Genomic DNA, 16,218 nt, shown 5'->3' on the forward strand with positions numbered 1-16,218 from the left:
TCAGAATAGCGCTATTACCATTCGGCGACGGTGCCGTCCGCATGACGCCATAACGGATTACGCCAGTCCTGCGCGTTTTTACTCAGTTCAATGACTTTCTCTTCATCAATTTCAACACCCAGACCCGGTTTCATTAATGGTTTAAAGAAACCGCCTTCCATATTAAAGTCTTCTTTGTTTTTCACAAAGTCGAGCAGTTCGGCACCTTTATTGTAATGAATGCCCATGCTCTGCTCCTGGAATACCGCATTGTGAGAGACAAAGTCCACGTGCAGGCAGGCCGCCAGCGCAATCGGTCCCAGCGGACAGTGCGGTGCCAGCGCGACATCGTACGCTTCTGCCATACCCGCGATTTTATAGCACTCGGTAATACCGCCAGCGTGAGAAAGATCCGGCTGCAAAATTGCCAGTCCGCCAGCTTCCAGCACGCGTTTAAATTCAAAGCGGGAGAACATACGTTCACCTGCGGCAATCGGAATATGCGTTTGCGCGGCAAGGCGCGGATAATACTCCGCCTGCTCGGCTAATACCGGCTCCTCAATAAATAAGGGTCGATATTGCTCCAGCTCTTTAATTAATACTTTGGCCATTGGCGCGCTAACGCGTCCGTGGAAATCCAGACCAAATTCAATTTCGTTGCCAAAGGCTTCACGAATTTGTGCCACGGTATTAACTGCCGCGTCTACCTTGCGTGAATCATCAATAATGCCCAGTTCTTCGCAACCGTTTAATTTAAAGGTATCAAAGCCAATTTTACGCAATGTCGCGATGCCGTTAATGGCGTCTGCCGGACGATCGCCGCCGACCCAGCTGTAGGCTTTGATTTTGTCGCGTACCAGGCCGCCCATCAGTTGCCATACCGGGGCGTTATGCACTTTACCTTTGATATCCCACAATGCCTGATCGATACCGGCAATCGCGCTCATCAGGATCGGGCCGCCACGGTAAAAACCCGCGCGATACATCACCTGCCATAAATCGTTGATTCGCGCCGGATCCTGACCAATCAGGTATTCACCCAGTTCGTGTACGGCGGCTTCGACGGTACGCGAACGCCCTTCAATGACCGGTTCGCCCCAGCCAACCACGCCTTCGTCGGTTTCTATTTTGAGAAACATCCAGCGCGGGGGTAAACGATACGTGGTGAGTTTGGTTATTTTCATTTCACTGCCTCTCGATACGCTTTCACAAATGCGGTTGCCTGCTGCGCGGTACGTTCGACCGATTGCCCGGCGCGGTACAAATCGCCGCCCAGTCCGGCTCCGATACAACCGGCATCAATCCACTGCTTTAAGTTCTCCGGCGTGACGCCACCAACGGCAAACACCGGGATTTCCGGCGGCAGAACAGCTTTCAGCGCCTTGATATATTCCGGGCCAAACGCCGATGAAGGAAAAATTTTCAGCGACTGCGCGCCGGCGTTAATTGCATCAAAGGCTTCTGTTGCCGTGGCGCAGCCGGGGCATACGGTCATCCCGTGTTCGACTGCACGACGGATCAGTTCCGGCTGAATATTGGGTGTGACCATCAGCGTACAGCCCATCGCGGCAAGCTCATCAACCTGCTCAAGCTGAAGAACGGTGCCCGCCCCAATAAGCGCTTTATCGCCAAAGTCTTTCACCATGGCCGGAATGCTTTTTTGCCATTCCGGTGAATTCAGCGGGATCTCAACGGCTTCAAACCCTGCGTTAATGACCGCGGCCACGTGGGCATGTGCTTCCTCGGGTTTAATTCCGCGAAGAATGGCGATAAGCGGAAGTTTATTGTGCCACTGCATGAGCGATGCTCCTTATACCTGCCTGAAATGCGACGTCGCCGCTAAGCGTCTGACTTTGACGGCCGAAAAGTGTTAATGCCTGCTGATAGCGTGTCGTGAGCGATGGGCTGGCGACAAGCGTGACGGCCTGAGCTGTCGGGATGTCATCGGCCATACTGGCCACTTCACTGCCAATTAGCAGGCCAGAGAGGAACTCGCTCACCTGCTCACGCGGTAGAGTACCCAGTACGTGAGAGGCACGGACTTCAAACAAACGAGAAACGACATCAGGCGATTGCAGACCGCGCTCCAGCCCGGCATTAAACGCCTCGGGTGAATCGGTTTGTTGCGGCAGACCTGCGCCCACCAGCGTATGTTTAAGCAGGACATGATGAAGCTCGCCGGTCATCACCGTACGGAAACTCACCACTTCCCGATCGTTAATTTGAACCCATTTGCAGTGGGTGCCAGGCATCACATACAGCGCGGAAGGCATTAATGCCTGTGCACCGACCAGCTGCGTCTCTTCGCCGCGCATCACATTCTGGTTATCGTTCTGGTTGATGCTCAGGCCGGGTACAATCCAGACGTTCTCTTTCACACGGGTAAGATGTTGGCTGATATCCGTCAGCGTTGCCGGACAGGAAAGATACGGTACATTTATCCAGCCGGCGTTGCTTCCGACCATTCCCGCCATTACCACCGGCGTATTTTCCTGATTCCAGCCTTCCGTGATTTGCGCCAGCACCGCCTCGAAAGTGCGCCCATTCAGACGGGTGATCCCGGCTTCTGACTGCCTGCTTTCCAGACAATTTTCCCCCTGGTAGTACCAGGCTCGCAGATTTGTCGAACCCCAGTCGATGGCGATGTAGCGTGATGTCATGTGATGTCCTTTAGCCTTCGGGTTGAGCTGGCGATCATGGTCAGGGCCGCCTGCTCTGCTGCGTTACCGTCCTGATGCCGTATCGCATCGAACAGCGTTTTATGTTCCTGGAGCGTTTTTGGCATATTGGCCTCATCGCCCATCCAGGTGCGCTCAAACACCGCGCGTTGTAGCGAGCTGATCGCTACGCTCAACTGCTGTAACACCGGGTTATGCACGGCGTTTAGCACGGCTTCGTGATAACGAATATCGGCCTCATTGAACGCATCCCGATCCTGGTTGTTGGCGATCATGTCGTTCAGCGCCGCCTCAATGTGTGCCAGTTCGCTGGAGGTCGCTCGCTCCGCTGCCCAACGGGCAATGGCCGGTTCAACCAGATTACGTACCTCACTCATCGCGCTAATCAGACGCGGGTCGTAATCATTTTCCAGCACCCATTGCAGTACCTCTGTATCGAGGTAGTTCCACTGGTTACGCGCGGCGACAAACGCGCCGCGATAGCGTTTCATCTCAATCAGCCGCTTCGCGGTTAGCGAACGGAATACTTCGCGAATGATATTGCGCGACGTTTCAAACTCTTCGCACAGATCCGTCTCTGAAGGCAGCGCTGCGCCTGGCGTATATTTACCGTTAACAATCTGCCGCCCCAGGGTGACGATGATGCGATCGGTTTTAGTAATGGTCATTGAAAGTCCTCAACACGATTTCGTTTCCATTACTGTATCCCCGGTGACGTTAAAACCCCCAGCATTGAAGTACAAAATTGCGGAGTCTTTATCGTTCTCTGAGCGGATAGTAGTACGATTAACACCTGTTGTACTACAATCCAGATCACAAAAACGACAATTGATAAAAAAACGTTAAGAAGTTCACCTGCGGTCGGTAATGTATTCGCGATCGCGCAGAACAGCGCGACGATATCGGGGGAATGTCCTGAAAGCAGAAGAAGCGCACACGCATCCACGCTATCAGAAGACAAGATGACGTCGACGCCACATAGGGTAGGGTAAGATTAGGCAAGCGAACCCGCTGGCGTAGCTGCGTCAGCGGGTTCCGATACGGGGCAGGCCTGAAGACAAAAGAAAAAACGTTATCCCCGGCAAATACCGGGACAGACGTTTAGTTCAGGGCAAATTTTTCAATCGCAAAGGCGACGCCATCTTCAAGATTTGATTTGGTAACAAAGTTGGCGATCTCTTTCACCGAGTCGATGGCATTATCCATCGCCACGCCCATTCCGGCGTATTCAATCATCGCGATATCGTTTTCCTGATCGCCAATCGCCATGATCTCTTCCGGTTTAATTCCCAGGGAATCAGCCAGCGACTTGACGCCGGTACCTTTATTCACGCGCTTATCGAGAATTTCGAGGAAGTACGGCGCGCTTTTCAGCACGGTATATTTCTCTTTTACCTCTTGCGGAATGCGGGTGATGGCTTTGTCGAGGATCGCCGGTTCATCAATCATCATGACTTTCAGGAACTGGGTTGCCGGATCCATTTTTTCCGCTTCACAGAACACCAGCGGGATGGTTGCAACATAGGATTCATGTACGGTGTAGTAGCTAATATCGCGGTTAGCCGTGTAAAGCGTATTACGATCCAGCGCGTGGAAGTGCGAACCCACGTCGCGGGAGAGCTGCTCGAGGTAGCGATAATCATCATAATTCAGTGCGGTCTGCGCCACGGTACTGCCGTCGCCCGCTTTCTGCACCAGCGCACCGTTGTACGTAATGCAGTAATCGCCTTCCTGCTCCATATGCAACTCTTTCAGGTATTTGTGTACGCCTGCATAGGGACGTCCGGTGGTCAGGACGACATTAACGCCGCGCTCGCGGGCAGCGGCAATGGCGTTTTTAACGGCCGGCGAAATACTGTGATCGGGCAGCAGCAGCGTGCCGTCCATGTCGATTGCGATAAGTTTTATAGCCATGATATCCCCGTTTAAATGAGTCCTGACTCATGCTAACCCGATTAGACGCAAAAAACAGTAAAGAAAATGAGGATCGGACAGGAAGGACGATTCCTCTTTTCTTAGGCCGCGGGAAAAAATGCCATGAGGAAATTATTTATCGCTATATTATTACTTACTCTGTAAAACCCGCTTTTTCTATAATGGCATAATGTAATTGCAAAAATATATTGTCGCATGATGTCTCTCGTGACAATAATAATACTTACCCTGTCATAAGAAGCGTTATGAAAACATTAAAAAATTTGCTTATCATTTCTGTGGTTTTTTGCTTAACCGGTTGTATTACATTGAATCTGCTTGATGACATTAAAGCGGACAGCAGGCCATTCCAGGCAGTCTGGAAAGCCGACAAAATTGAAGGTGTTAAACAATCCACGGCTGCCAGTGGTGAAAAAGTCTGGACATTCGTCGGTCAACATAATAGCTACCTGCTTAATATAAAAGATGACGACAGCCGTAAAATTAGCAGAAATATCACTACCGTATTGAACAATCCTGCTCTCGATAAGCAGAATATTGAGTTTACACAAACCATCAACTGTTCTACCGGCAATGAAAAAGACAAGGTGCAAAACATATTTAGCTGTAAAAACACGCTTATCCAATACAGCGTAAATAACTTAACGGAAACCGAGAAATTAAACGTCCAAAAAGCACTTTTTTTACATGATAACGGTCGGGATGTCCCTTTCCGCTTTACGCTTGCCGGTGAAATACGGCCAAAAGAGGCCAGCAATAGTAATGTGATTGTGCTTGAATCGCCCGCCGGGATCGAATTTGTACGTGAAGAACAACACTTTTCGCCTAAAGTTTTTTTACTGCCCTTTTCCGTCATCGGCGATATCGTGACGTCGCCTTTACAGATCGCTGGCTATATCATGATTATGAACGATAAGCCGTAGCAATAGAGCACGCCCTGTTAGCGACTTTTCAGGCGGCGAAACCAATAAAAAACGCCTGAATATTCAGGCGTTTTTTGCACGGGGTTTTCGCGATTAAATATCGATGTTCGCCGCTTTCAGCGCATTCTCTTCGATAAATGCACGACGCGGTTCAACGGCATCGCCCATCAGCGTGGTAAACAACTGATCGGCAGCAATCGCATCTTTGACGGTGACGCGCAGCATACGGCGGCTTTCCGGGTCCATGGTAGTTTCCCACAGCTGATCCGGGTTCATTTCACCCAGCCCTTTATAACGCTGAATAGCCAGGCCACGACGAGATTCTTTTACCAGCCATTCCAGCGCCTGCTCGAAGCTGGCCACCGGCTGACGACGCTCACCACGTTCGATAAACGCATCTTCTTCGATCAGACCGCGAAGCTTCTCGCCGAGCGTGCACAGGCGACGATATTCTGCCCCCATCACGAATTCATGATCCAGCGGATAGTCGGTATCTACACCGTGCGTACGCACGCGAACGATCGGCTCAAACTGCTGTAGCTCTTCGTTTTCGCCAATATCGTATTTCCATACGCTACCGTGCTGCTCGTTCTCATTCAGAACGGTGATCAGCTGTGATATCCAACGGGTCACAGTCTGCTCACTGGACAGATCGGCTTCGCTCAGCGTCGGTTGATAAACCAGTTCTTTCAGCAGCGCGCGCGGGAAGCGACGCTCCATGCGGTTGATCATCTTCTGTGCGCCGTTGTATTCCGACACCAGTTTTTCGAGCGGCTCGCCGGCCAGCGCTGGCGCATGAGCATTAGCGTGCAGAGAGGCCCCATCAAGCGCGATTGAAAGCTGGTACTGATCCATCGCTTCATCGTCTTTGATGTACTGCTCTTGCTTGCCTTTTTTCACTTTATACAGCGGCGGCTGAGCAATATAGACGTGCCCGCGCTCGACAATTTCCGGCATCTGACGATAGAAGAACGTCAGCAGCAGCGTACGGATGTGCGAGCCATCGACGTCCGCATCGGTCATGATGATGATGCTGTGATAACGCAGTTTATCCGGGTTGTACTCATCGCGGCCGATACCACAGCCAAGCGCGGTGATAAGGGTAGCGACTTCCTGAGACGCGAGCATTTTGTCAAAGCGCGCTTTTTCAACGTTGAGGATTTTGCCTTTCAACGGCAGGATCGCCTGATTCTTACGGTTACGCCCCTGTTTTGCAGAGCCGCCCGCAGAGTCCCCTTCCACCAGGTACAATTCAGAGTGGGCCGGATCGCGTTCCTGGCAGTCTGCCAGCTTGCCCGGCAGACCGGCTAAGTCCAGCGCGCCTTTACGACGGGTCATTTCACGCGCGCGGCGTGCTGCTTCACGGGCGCGGGCGGCATCAATAATTTTGCCAACCACGATTTTAGCGTCAGACGGGTTTTCCAGCAGATATTCGCCCAGCAGCTCGTTCATTTGCTGCTCTACGGCCGTTTTCACTTCTGAAGAGACCAGTTTGTCTTTGGTCTGTGAAGAGAATTTCGGGTCCGGTACTTTTACCGAAACGACGGCAATCAGACCTTCACGCGCATCGTCGCCGGTCGCGCTGACTTTGGCCTTTTTGCTGTAGCCTTCTTTGTCCATATAGGCGTTCAGCGTACGGGTCATCGCCGCACGGAAGCCGGCGAGGTGAGTACCGCCATCGCGCTGCGGAATGTTGTTGGTGAAGCAGTAAATGTTTTCCTGGAAACCGTCATTCCACTGCAGCGCCACTTCCACGCCAATACCGTCTTTTTCGGTAGAGAAGTAGAACACATTCGGGTGGATAGGCGTTTTGTTCTTGTTCAGATACTCAACAAACGCCTTAATGCCGCCCTCATAATGGTAATGGTCTTCTTTACCATCACGCTTGTCGCGCAGGCGAATAGACACGCCCGAGTTCAGGAACGACAGCTCGCGCAGGCGTTTTGCCAGAATTTCGTATTCGAATTCCACGACGTTGGTAAATGTTTCATGGCTTGGCCAGAAACGTACCTGCGTACCGGTCACATCGGTGTCACCGGTAACCGTCAGCGGTGCCTGCGGCACACCGTGAACGTAGGTTTGCTGATGCACTTTGCCTTCGCGGCGGATCAGCAGTTCCAGCTTCTGCGACAGGGCGTTAACCACCGAGACCCCAACGCCGTGCAGGCCGCCAGAGACTTTATAAGAGTTATCATCGAATTTACCGCCCGCATGCAGAACGGTCATGATCACTTCTGCCGCCGAGACGCCTTCTTCCGGGTGGATCCCCGTCGGAATACCACGGCCATCATCCGTTACGGAAACGGAGTTGTCAGCATGGATGGTCACGACGATATCTTTACAGTGACCGGCGAGCGCTTCGTCGATAGCGTTATCTACCACCTCGAATACCATATGGTGCAGACCGGTGCCGTCATCCGTATCGCCGATATACATACCCGGGCGCTTACGTACCGCATCCAGCCCTTTCAGGACTTTGATACTGGAGGAGTCATAAGAATTCGACATCAACGTTTCTCGCTCATTTTATCTTGGGTTAATCCGCTATTTTACCCTTTTCCACGGTGAACATCTTCGAATTTTTGTCCGACATGTCCATAACGTGCTCAGCGCTAATAGCGCTGACGAAGACCTGCGACTGCGTGGCTTTTAAGCGGCTGGCAAGCAGTCCGCGACGCGCATCGTCAAGTTCAGAGGCAAAATCATCTATCAGGTATAAGCAGCGCCGTCCGCTTTCACGGGTTAAAAACTCGCCCTGCGCCAGACGTAGCGCGCACATCAGGAGTTTTAGCTGCCCGCGCGACAGGGTATCTTCTACCGGCGCGCCGTCAGCACGAATGCGGAAATCCGCTTTGTGCGGGCCGTGCGCGGTATAGGTCAACATGCGGTCGCGTTCGAAACTGCGTTCCAGCACCTCAGCATACTCCGTCTCTTTTTCCCAGCCGCGCTGGAAGGAGAAGCTCAGGGTGAACTCAGGTAAAAATTGTTTGCAGGTATCTGCCATATCTTCAGCAATAGCCGCACTGTATTCAGCGCGCCAGCGGCTGATTTGTTCCGCCAGCGGGATCAGTTCTTTGTCCCACGGACGTAACTGCGCGTAGTGGCTCACCTGGCGCAGCGCCGCATTGCGCTGTTTAAGCAGCCGTTTAAGGTTACTCCAGGCGGTAAAGAAACCGGCTTCATTATGGAAGCATCCCCAGTCAAGGAATGCTCTTCTGTATTTGGGGCCGCCGTTGAGTAAAGTAAACCCCTCGGGAGTGATTAACTGCATTGGCATCAGGTGTGCCAGCTCGGCCACTTTATGGCCGTCAGTGCCGTCAATGCGCACTTTACTGTCACCCTGCTTATCTTTGGTCAGACCGATGGAAACTTCGCGCTCTTGTGTCTGCAACCGTCCATGCAGAATAAATGCATCCTGATCATGACGAATAACCCGGCCGATTTGCAAACTGCGAAACGCCCGGCCATGGCCGAGCGTATAGATGGCTTCCAGCACGCTGGTTTTGCCGCTGCCGTTCGCCCCAACCAGAAAATTAAAGCCGGGTGAGAGCGCGAGATCCGCGTTTTCTATGTTGCGAAAATCGCGGATCGCTAAACGCGAAAGGGACATTACAGTCTCATTGGCATGACAACGTAGGCCGCACTTTGCGAGGCGGCGTCTTCGATCTGCACGCTTGATACGGAATCGGTCAGCATAATGCGGACGTTTTCACATTTCAGCGCGTTCAGAACGTCCAGCACGTAGCTGACGTTGAAGCCAATTTCCATTTCCGTTCCGGCATAGGTGACGTCGAGAATTTCTTCGGCTTCTTCCTGCTCCGGGTTGTTGGCGGTAATTTTGATCTGATTTTCGCTTACGTACAGGCGTACACCGCGAAACTTCTCGTTGGAGAGAATAGCCGCACGGGCAAAAGCCTGCTTGAGGATATCGCAGCCCGCTTCCAGATGTTTATCCGGATTCTTTGGCAGGACGCGGCGATAATCCGGGAAACGACCATCTACCAGCTTCGAGGTAAAGATAAAGTCGCCAACGTGAGCGCGAATATTGTTGCTGCCGATCTGCACGCGCAGCGGCGTATCGCCGCCGTCGAGCATCCGCATCAGTTCGATAACGCCTTTACGTGGAACGATCACCGAATGGCTGGGCAACGATTCACCGAGTGGCATCGAGCAGACCGCCAGACGGTGCCCGTCGGTAGCCACGGTACGCAGCTCGTCCCCTTCAGTTTCGAATAACATTCCGTTCAGGTAGTAGCGCACGTCCTGATGGGCCATAGAGAACTGTGTCGCTTCGATCAGCCGTTTCATGGTGGCCTGCGGCAGGGTGAATTCGACTTCGCTCTGCCAGTCATCCAGATTAGGGAAATCCGCTGCGGGTAACGTAGAAAGCGAGAAACGGCTACGCCCGGAGCGCACCAGCATACGGTCGCCCTCCAGCTTCACATCGATTTCCGCGCCTTCCGGCAGACCACGGCAAATATCAAAGAATTTACGCGCAGGTACGGTCGTTGCCCCCGGCTCGTGCGGCTGGAGCAGCGCAACCCGCGCCACCATTTCCATCTCGAGGTCGGTGCCGGTTAACGAAAGCGTACCGTCCGCCACCTGCAACAGGAGATTACCCAGAATCGGCAGCGTAGGACGTCCGCCTAACGGACCGCTGACCTGCTGGAGCGGTTTTAATAAATGTTCACGTTCAACGGTAAATTTCATAGGTCACGACGATAATGTTCGGATTAAATTAGAGAAATCTTCTTTAATATCATGGCTTTCTTCACGTAACTGCTCGATTTTACGGCAGGCATGAAGCACGGTAGTGTGGTCGCGACCACCAAAAGCATCGCCGATTTCTGGCAGGCTGTGGTTGGTCAGTTCCTTTGCCAGCGCCATTGCCATCTGGCGAGGTCGGGCTACCGAGCGAGAGCGGCGTTTGGACAGGAGATCCGCCACTTTAATTTTATAGTACTCTGCCACCGTCTTCTGAATATTGTCGATGGTGACCAGCTTTTCCTGCAGCGCCAGCAGGTCGCGCAGTGCTTCGCGCACGAAGTCGATAGTAATCGCCCGGCCGGTAAAATTGGCGTTAGCGATCACACGGTTCAGTGCACCTTCCAGCTCACGTACGTTAGAGCGCAGACGCTTGGCAATAAAGAACGCGACTTCACCCGGCAAACGAATGTCGTTTTCGTCCGCTTTTTTCATCAGGATCGCGACGCGCGTTTCCAGTTCAGGCGGCTCAATGGCGACAGTCAGACCCCAGCCAAAGCGGGATTTCAGACGATCCTCAACCCCGTTGATCTCTTTAGGATAGCGATCTGAGGTCAGAATGATCTGCTGATTGCCCTCGAGCAGCGCATTAAAGGTGTGGAAAAACTCTTCCTGAGATCGTTCTTTATTGGCAAAAAACTGAATGTCATCGATCAATAATGCATCGACGGAACGGTAGTAGCGTTTAAACTCTTCAATAGCGTTATTTTGCAGGGCTTTGACCATGTCCTGCACAAAACGCTCAGAGTGCATATAGACAACCTTAGCATTGGGCTTGCGGGCCACGATACCATTGCCTACCGCATGTAAAAGGTGTGTCTTGCCAAGGCCAGTACCGCCGTACAAGAACAGCGGATTATACGCTCCGCCTGGGTTATCAGCCACCTGACGGGCCGCTGCGCGGGCCAGCTGGTTTGATTTACCTTCAACAAAGTTATCGAACGTATTCTTGAAGTTAACGTTAGAGCGATAGGTTGGCTCTGCGGGTGCCGGTACGTTATCCCAGCCGGGACGCGCCACCGGAATCGGCCGTGGAACGTGGATTTGCGTGGTCTGGGCGGGTGCCGCAACGCTAACCGTGCTTTTTAACGTCTGGGAAACCGGCTTCGTGCCAACTTCAAAACGCATTTGCGGCGCATCTGAGCCACAAAATTCATTAAGCAGTCCATTGATATTATGCAGGTATTTGTCTCTTACCCAATCGAGTACAAAACGATTTGGCGCGTACAAAGTCAGCGTGTTATCGCTTAATTCCGCCTGTAATGGGCGTATCCACATACTGAATTCTGTGGCTGGTAACTCATCCTGCAATCGGGCAAGACATTGCTGCCAAAGCGAAAGTGACACGGCGGACTCCACTCGAACAAAAGTCGATAATGACAAAGGCTGAAACGTTCATGATTGTTGACGCACGGCGAAAAGACCCACGTAAGGGTGACGTGCGAACCGCTATCTGCGGTTTTTACCCGATCTCGATCTCTGGATCCGATCGGGAGGCGGATCATAGCGTAAACTGAGCCAGAGATCTTCTGTTTCTCACAGATTCTTCCCGATTTATCCACAGGGAGGATCGCGACCGGCTAAGTGTAAACGATCCTGAATAAGGTCGGCACGATTTAGGCCGCATATCGTAAAAATTCATGATCGCCGACAACATCGGGCATAAATGATCTTACCAGGATCTCACGCGATCCTTGCGCTTTAACCAGCAGGTCGTATAATCCTCCACCCGGCGCGCTAGTGCGTTTTCTGGTGAGGTTTTACGCAAGAAAACGTGCGAAAATACGCGGGATATAAGGAAAGAGAATTGACTCCGGAGTGTACAATTATTACAATCCGGCCTCTTTAATCACCCACACTGTGGCGTTAGTCGTTCGAAATTCGTTCGGTCATACGCAAAAGTCAGTGAATTTATTCAAGTTTAGGTAGAAATCGCCATGAAACGCACTTTTCAACCGTCTGTACTGAAGCGCAACCGTTCTCACGGCTTCCGTGCTCGTATGGCTAATAAAAATGGTCGTCAGGTTCTGGCACGTCGTCGTGCTAAAGGCCGTTCTCGTCTGACCGTTTCTAAGTAATAAAGCTAACCCTGCGTGGTTAAGCTCGCATTTCCCAGGGAGTTACGTTTGTTAACTCCCAGTCATTTCACATTCGTCTTCCAGCAGCCACAACGTGCTGGCACGCCGCAAATCACCATCCTCGGCCGCCAGAATTCGCTGGGGCATCCCCGCATCGGTCTCACGGTCGCCAAGAAAAACGTCAAGCGCGCACATGAACGCAATCGGATTAAACGTCTGACGCGTGAAAGTTTTCGCTTACGTCAACACGAGCTTCCAGCAATGGACTTCGTGATCGTGGCGAAAAAAGGGGTTGCCGACCTCGATAATCGTGCCCTTACGGAAGCACTGGAAAAATTATGGCGTCGCCACTGTCGGTTGGCTCAAGGCTCCTGATAGCCCTTATCCGGGTCTATCAACGCCTAATCAGCCCGCTGCTTGGGCCACATTGCCGTTTCACTCCAACCTGCTCGCAATACGGAATTGAGGCATTGCGCAGGTTTGGAATGATAAAAGGCAGTTGGTTGACGGTGAAACGCGTATTAAAATGCCACCCTTTACACCCGGGTGGTGACGATCCCGTCCCGCCCGGACCCTTTGATACCAGAGAACACTAACGATGGATTCGCAACGCAATCTTCTAGTCATCGCTTTGTTGTTCGTGTCTTTCATGATCTGGCAAGCATGGGAGCAGGATAAAAATCCTCAGCCCCAGCAGCAGATCACGCAGACTACGACCACCGCAGCGGGTAGTGCCGCAGACCAGGGCGTACCAGCCAGTGGCCAGGGTAAACTGATTACGGTTAAGACCGATGTGCTGGAACTGACGATCAACACCCGTGGTGGTGACATTGAGCAGGCCCAGCTGTTGACCTACCCGAAAGAACTGGGTTCTAACGAGCCGTTCCAGTTACTCGAAACCACGCCGCAGTTTATCTATCAGGCTCAAAGCGGCCTGACCGGTCGTGACGGCCCCGATAACCCGGCTAATGGTTCTCGCCCGCTGTATAACGCTGACCGCGATGCGTTTGTCCTGGAGAATGGCCAGAACGAACTGGCAATCCCACTGACCTGGACCGATGCCGCAGGTAATACCTTCACTAAAACGTTCGTCCTGAAGCGCGGCGAATTTGCAGTGAATGTTAACTACGACGTGCAGAACGCCGGTGCGAAACCGCTGGAAGTCTCTTCCTTTGGTCAGCTGAAGCAGTCTATCAACTTGCCTGCTGAACGCGACACGGGCAGCAGCAACTTTGCATTGCATACGTTCCGCGGTGCGGCGTATTCCACGCCGGACGAGAAGTATGAAAAATACAAATTTGATAAAATTGCCGACAATGAAAACCTTAACCTGAGCTCTCAGGGGGGTTGGGTGGCTATGTTGCAGCAGTACTTTGCAACGGCCTGGGTCCCGCCGGCTAACAGCGCTAACAACTTCTACACCAGCAATCTGGGTAATGGTATCGCAGCAATTGGCTATAAGTCTCAGCCGCTGCTGGTTCAGCCAGGTCAAACCGGTAAACTGGGCAGCACCCTGTGGGTCGGCCCGGAAATCCAGGACAAAATGGCGGCTGTCGCTCCGCACCTGGATCTGACCGTGGATTACGGCTGGCTGTGGTTTATCTCTCAGCCGCTGTTTAAACTGCTGAAATGGATCCACAGCTTCCTGGGTAACTGGGGCTTCTCCATCATCATGATCACCTTTATCGTTCGTGGCATCATGTACCCGCTGACCAAAGCGCAGTACACCTCCATGGCGAAGATGCGTATGCTACAGCCGAAGATTGCGGCGATGCGTGAGCGTCTGGGCGATGACAAACAGCGTCAGAGCCAGGAAATGATGGCCCTGTACAAAGCTGAGAAGGTTAACCCGCTGGGTGGCTGCTTACCGCTGGTCATTCAGATGCCAATCTTCCTGGCGCTGTACTACATGCTGATGGGCTCGATTGAACTGCGACATGCGCCGTTCGCTCTGTGGATACATGACCTGTCCGCACAGGACCCGTACTACATCCTGCCGATCCTGATGGGCCTGACGATGTTCTTCATTCAGAAGATGTCGCCAACCACCGTGACCGACCCGATGCAGCAGAAGATCATGACCTTTATGCCGGTCATCTTCACGGTGTTCTTCCTGTGGTTCCCGTCAGGTCTGGTGCTGTACTATATCGTCAGCAACACCGTAACGATTATTCAGCAGCAGCTGATTTATCGTGGTCTGGAAAAACGTGGCCTGCATAGCCGCGAAAAGAAAAAGTCCTGACAGACGCTGTAGCCGGGTAAGCAAAGCGCCACCCGGCAAACGGAACGAACAGAGGGCGGTCGAATGACCGCCTTTTTTTATCGCCATTAAATGAGATACACCATGAGCCATAACGACACTATCGTTGCCCAGGCTACGCCGCCAGGTCGTGGCGGCGTGGGCATCCTGCGCATCTCGGGCCTGCACGCGCGCGACGTCGCGCACGCGGTGCTCGGCAAGCTGCCGAAGCCACGCTATGCCGATTACCTGCCGTTTAAGGACACCGACGGTTCGCCGCTGGATCAGGGCATCGCGCTATGGTTTCCTGGTCCTAATTCCTTTACCGGTGAAGACGTGCTGGAACTGCAGGGGCACGGCGGGCCGGTGATCCTTGACCTGCTGTTAAAGCGCATTCTGACGCTGCCTAATCTGCGGATCGCCAGACCCGGCGAATTCTCCGAGCGGGCTTTTCTGAACGATAAGCTCGATCTCGCCCAGGCGGAAGCCATCGCCGATCTGATTGACGCCAGCTCCGAGCAGGCGGCGCGTTCAGCGCTCAACTCGTTGCAGGGCGCCTTTTCTGCGCGGGTCAATCATCTGGTAGAAGCCCTGACGCATCTGCGCATTTACGTCGAAGCCGCCATCGACTTCCCGGATGAAGAGATTGATTTTCTCTCCGATGGCAAAATAGAAGCACAGCTTAACGGCGTCATGGCCGATCTGGATGCGGTCCGTGCCGAAGCGCGTCAGGGCAGCCTGCTGCGCGAAGGGATGAAAGTGGTTATCGCCGGACGCCCTAACGCCGGAAAATCCAGCCTTCTTAACGCGCTTGCCGGACGTGAAGCCGCGATCGTCACCGACATCGCCGGGACAACCCGTGACGTGCTGCGCGAGCATATTCACATTGATGGTATGCCGCTGCACATCATTGACACCGCCGGACTGCGTGAAGCAAATGATGAAGTCGAGCGTATCGGTATTGAGCGCGCCTGGCTGGAGATTGAACAAGCGGATCGTGTGCTGTTTATGGTAGACGGTACGACGACCGAAGCGGTAGACCCAGCTGAGATATGGCCAGACTTTATTGCCCGACTGCCGCAAAAGCTACCGATTACGGTGGTGCGTAATAAAGCTGATATTACCGGTGAAACACTGGGTTTCAGTGAAGTGAACAGTTACTCACTTGTTCGCCTGTCCGCCCGCACCGGCGAGGGTATTGACGTCCTGCGCGATCATCTCAAGCAAAGTATGGGTTTTGATACCCGGATGGAAGGCGGCTTTCTCGCCCGTCGTCGCCATTTACAGGCGCTGGAAACCGCCGCCAGTCATCTTGAGCAGGGAAAAGCACAGCTGCTGGGAGCCTGGGCCGGTGAGTTGCTGGCTGAAGAGCTGAGACTGGCTCAGCAGAGCCTGAGCGAAATCACCGGGGAGTTTACCTCGGACGATTTACTGGGACGGATTTTCTCAAGCTTCTGTATTGGGAAATAACTCGGATTTTCATACAAACCGCAGAGGTTCTGGACCCGCATTACGCCACGTTTAATGCGGGTTTTTTATGCTCAGGACCCGGACTGCGCGCGAAAATATACGCGCTCAATCGTCGACCATCGCATCGCGGATTTATTACTGCGCTATCGCAA

15 protein-coding genes are annotated in these 16,218 nt (G+C 52.9%); 6 read left to right on the plus strand and 9 right to left on the minus strand.

Annotation, left to right across the window (positions count from 1 at the left end; all coding sequences use genetic code 11):
- Positions 1-14: 14 nt before the first annotated feature.
- The 5 genes from dgoD to yidA form a co-directional block, all read right to left on the minus strand.
- Positions 15-1,163, minus strand: coding sequence for a galactonate dehydratase (dgoD, locus tag AC791_RS05140; protein ID WP_049839404.1), 1,149 nt, complete (start codon positions 1,161-1,163; stop codon positions 15-17).
- A complete protein-coding gene (locus tag AC791_RS05145; RefSeq protein WP_049839405.1) occupies positions 1,160-1,777 on the minus strand; it encodes a 2-dehydro-3-deoxy-6-phosphogalactonate aldolase in 618 nt (205 codons plus the stop codon). The genes dgoD and AC791_RS05145 overlap by 4 nt, the downstream gene beginning before the upstream one ends.
- On the minus strand, positions 1,761-2,639 hold the full coding sequence (locus AC791_RS05150) for a 2-dehydro-3-deoxygalactonokinase (RefSeq protein WP_049839406.1): 879 nt from the start codon (positions 2,637-2,639) through the stop codon (positions 1,761-1,763). The genes AC791_RS05145 and AC791_RS05150 overlap by 17 nt, the downstream gene beginning before the upstream one ends.
- The gene (gene dgoR / locus AC791_RS05155; protein ID WP_049839407.1) at positions 2,636-3,325 is read right to left on the minus strand and encodes a D-galactonate utilization transcriptional regulator DgoR; all 690 of its coding nucleotides are present in this window, start codon (positions 3,323-3,325) and stop codon (positions 2,636-2,638) included. The genes AC791_RS05150 and dgoR overlap by 4 nt, the downstream gene beginning before the upstream one ends.
- A 433-nt stretch (positions 3,326-3,758) precedes the next feature.
- Complete coding sequence (gene yidA, locus AC791_RS05160) at positions 3,759-4,571, minus strand: sugar-phosphatase (protein WP_049839408.1); 813 nt, start codon at positions 4,569-4,571, stop codon at positions 3,759-3,761.
- Positions 4,572-4,837: 266 nt separating this feature from the next.
- Here yidA and AC791_RS05165 point away from each other — a divergent pair, with 266 nt between their 5' ends.
- The gene (locus tag AC791_RS05165) at positions 4,838-5,515 is read left to right on the plus strand and encodes a hypothetical protein (protein WP_049839409.1); all 678 of its coding nucleotides are present in this window, start codon (positions 4,838-4,840) and stop codon (positions 5,513-5,515) included.
- A 93-nt stretch (positions 5,516-5,608) separates the two neighbouring features.
- Here AC791_RS05165 and gyrB read toward each other — a convergent pair whose 3' ends face one another.
- Genes gyrB through dnaA form a run of 4 tightly spaced genes read right to left on the minus strand, consistent with a single transcriptional unit; the run spans position 5,609 to position 11,626 of the window.
- The gene (gene gyrB, locus AC791_RS05170; protein ID WP_049839410.1) at positions 5,609-8,023 is read right to left on the minus strand and encodes a DNA topoisomerase (ATP-hydrolyzing) subunit B; all 2,415 of its coding nucleotides are present in this window, start codon (positions 8,021-8,023) and stop codon (positions 5,609-5,611) included.
- A gap of 28 nt (positions 8,024-8,051) precedes the next feature.
- Complete coding sequence (gene recF / locus AC791_RS05175) at positions 8,052-9,125, minus strand: DNA replication/repair protein RecF (RefSeq protein ID WP_049839411.1); 1,074 nt, start codon at positions 9,123-9,125, stop codon at positions 8,052-8,054.
- Positions 9,125-10,225 (minus strand): DNA polymerase III subunit beta, encoded by a 1,101-nt coding sequence (gene dnaN, locus AC791_RS05180; protein WP_049839412.1) that lies wholly within the window; start codon positions 10,223-10,225, stop codon positions 9,125-9,127. The genes recF and dnaN overlap by 1 nt, the downstream gene beginning before the upstream one ends.
- Before the next feature lie 3 nt (positions 10,226-10,228).
- Entirely contained in the window at positions 10,229-11,626 is a 1,398-nt protein-coding gene (gene dnaA / locus AC791_RS05185; protein ID WP_049839413.1) for a chromosomal replication initiator protein DnaA, read from the minus strand.
- A 590-nt stretch (positions 11,627-12,216) separates the two neighbouring features.
- Here dnaA and rpmH point away from each other — a divergent pair.
- The 5 genes from rpmH (at position 12,217) to mnmE (ending at position 16,066) form a co-directional block, all read left to right on the plus strand.
- Positions 12,217-12,357, plus strand: coding sequence for a 50S ribosomal protein L34 (gene rpmH / locus AC791_RS19580; RefSeq protein WP_003023858.1), 141 nt, complete (start codon positions 12,217-12,219; stop codon positions 12,355-12,357).
- Positions 12,358-12,372: 15 nt separating this feature from the next.
- A complete protein-coding gene (gene rnpA, locus AC791_RS05190) occupies positions 12,373-12,732 on the plus strand; it encodes a ribonuclease P protein component (RefSeq protein WP_049839414.1) in 360 nt (119 codons plus the stop codon).
- Positions 12,696-12,953, plus strand: coding sequence for a membrane protein insertion efficiency factor YidD (gene yidD, locus AC791_RS19585; RefSeq protein ID WP_072094287.1), 258 nt, complete (start codon positions 12,696-12,698; stop codon positions 12,951-12,953). The genes rnpA and yidD overlap by 37 nt, the downstream gene beginning before the upstream one ends.
- Before the next feature lie 2 nt (positions 12,954-12,955).
- Entirely contained in the window at positions 12,956-14,599 is a 1,644-nt protein-coding gene (gene yidC / locus AC791_RS05195; protein ID WP_049839415.1) for a membrane protein insertase YidC, read from the plus strand.
- 102 nt (positions 14,600-14,701) lie between these two features.
- Entirely contained in the window at positions 14,702-16,066 is a 1,365-nt protein-coding gene (gene mnmE / locus AC791_RS05200) for a tRNA uridine-5-carboxymethylaminomethyl(34) synthesis GTPase MnmE (RefSeq protein WP_049839416.1), read from the plus strand.
- Positions 16,067-16,218: the final 152 nt, after the last annotated feature.

The organism is Klebsiella sp. RIT-PI-d (assembly GCF_001187865.1).
Classification (GTDB): domain Bacteria; phylum Pseudomonadota; class Gammaproteobacteria; order Enterobacterales; family Enterobacteriaceae; genus Superficieibacter.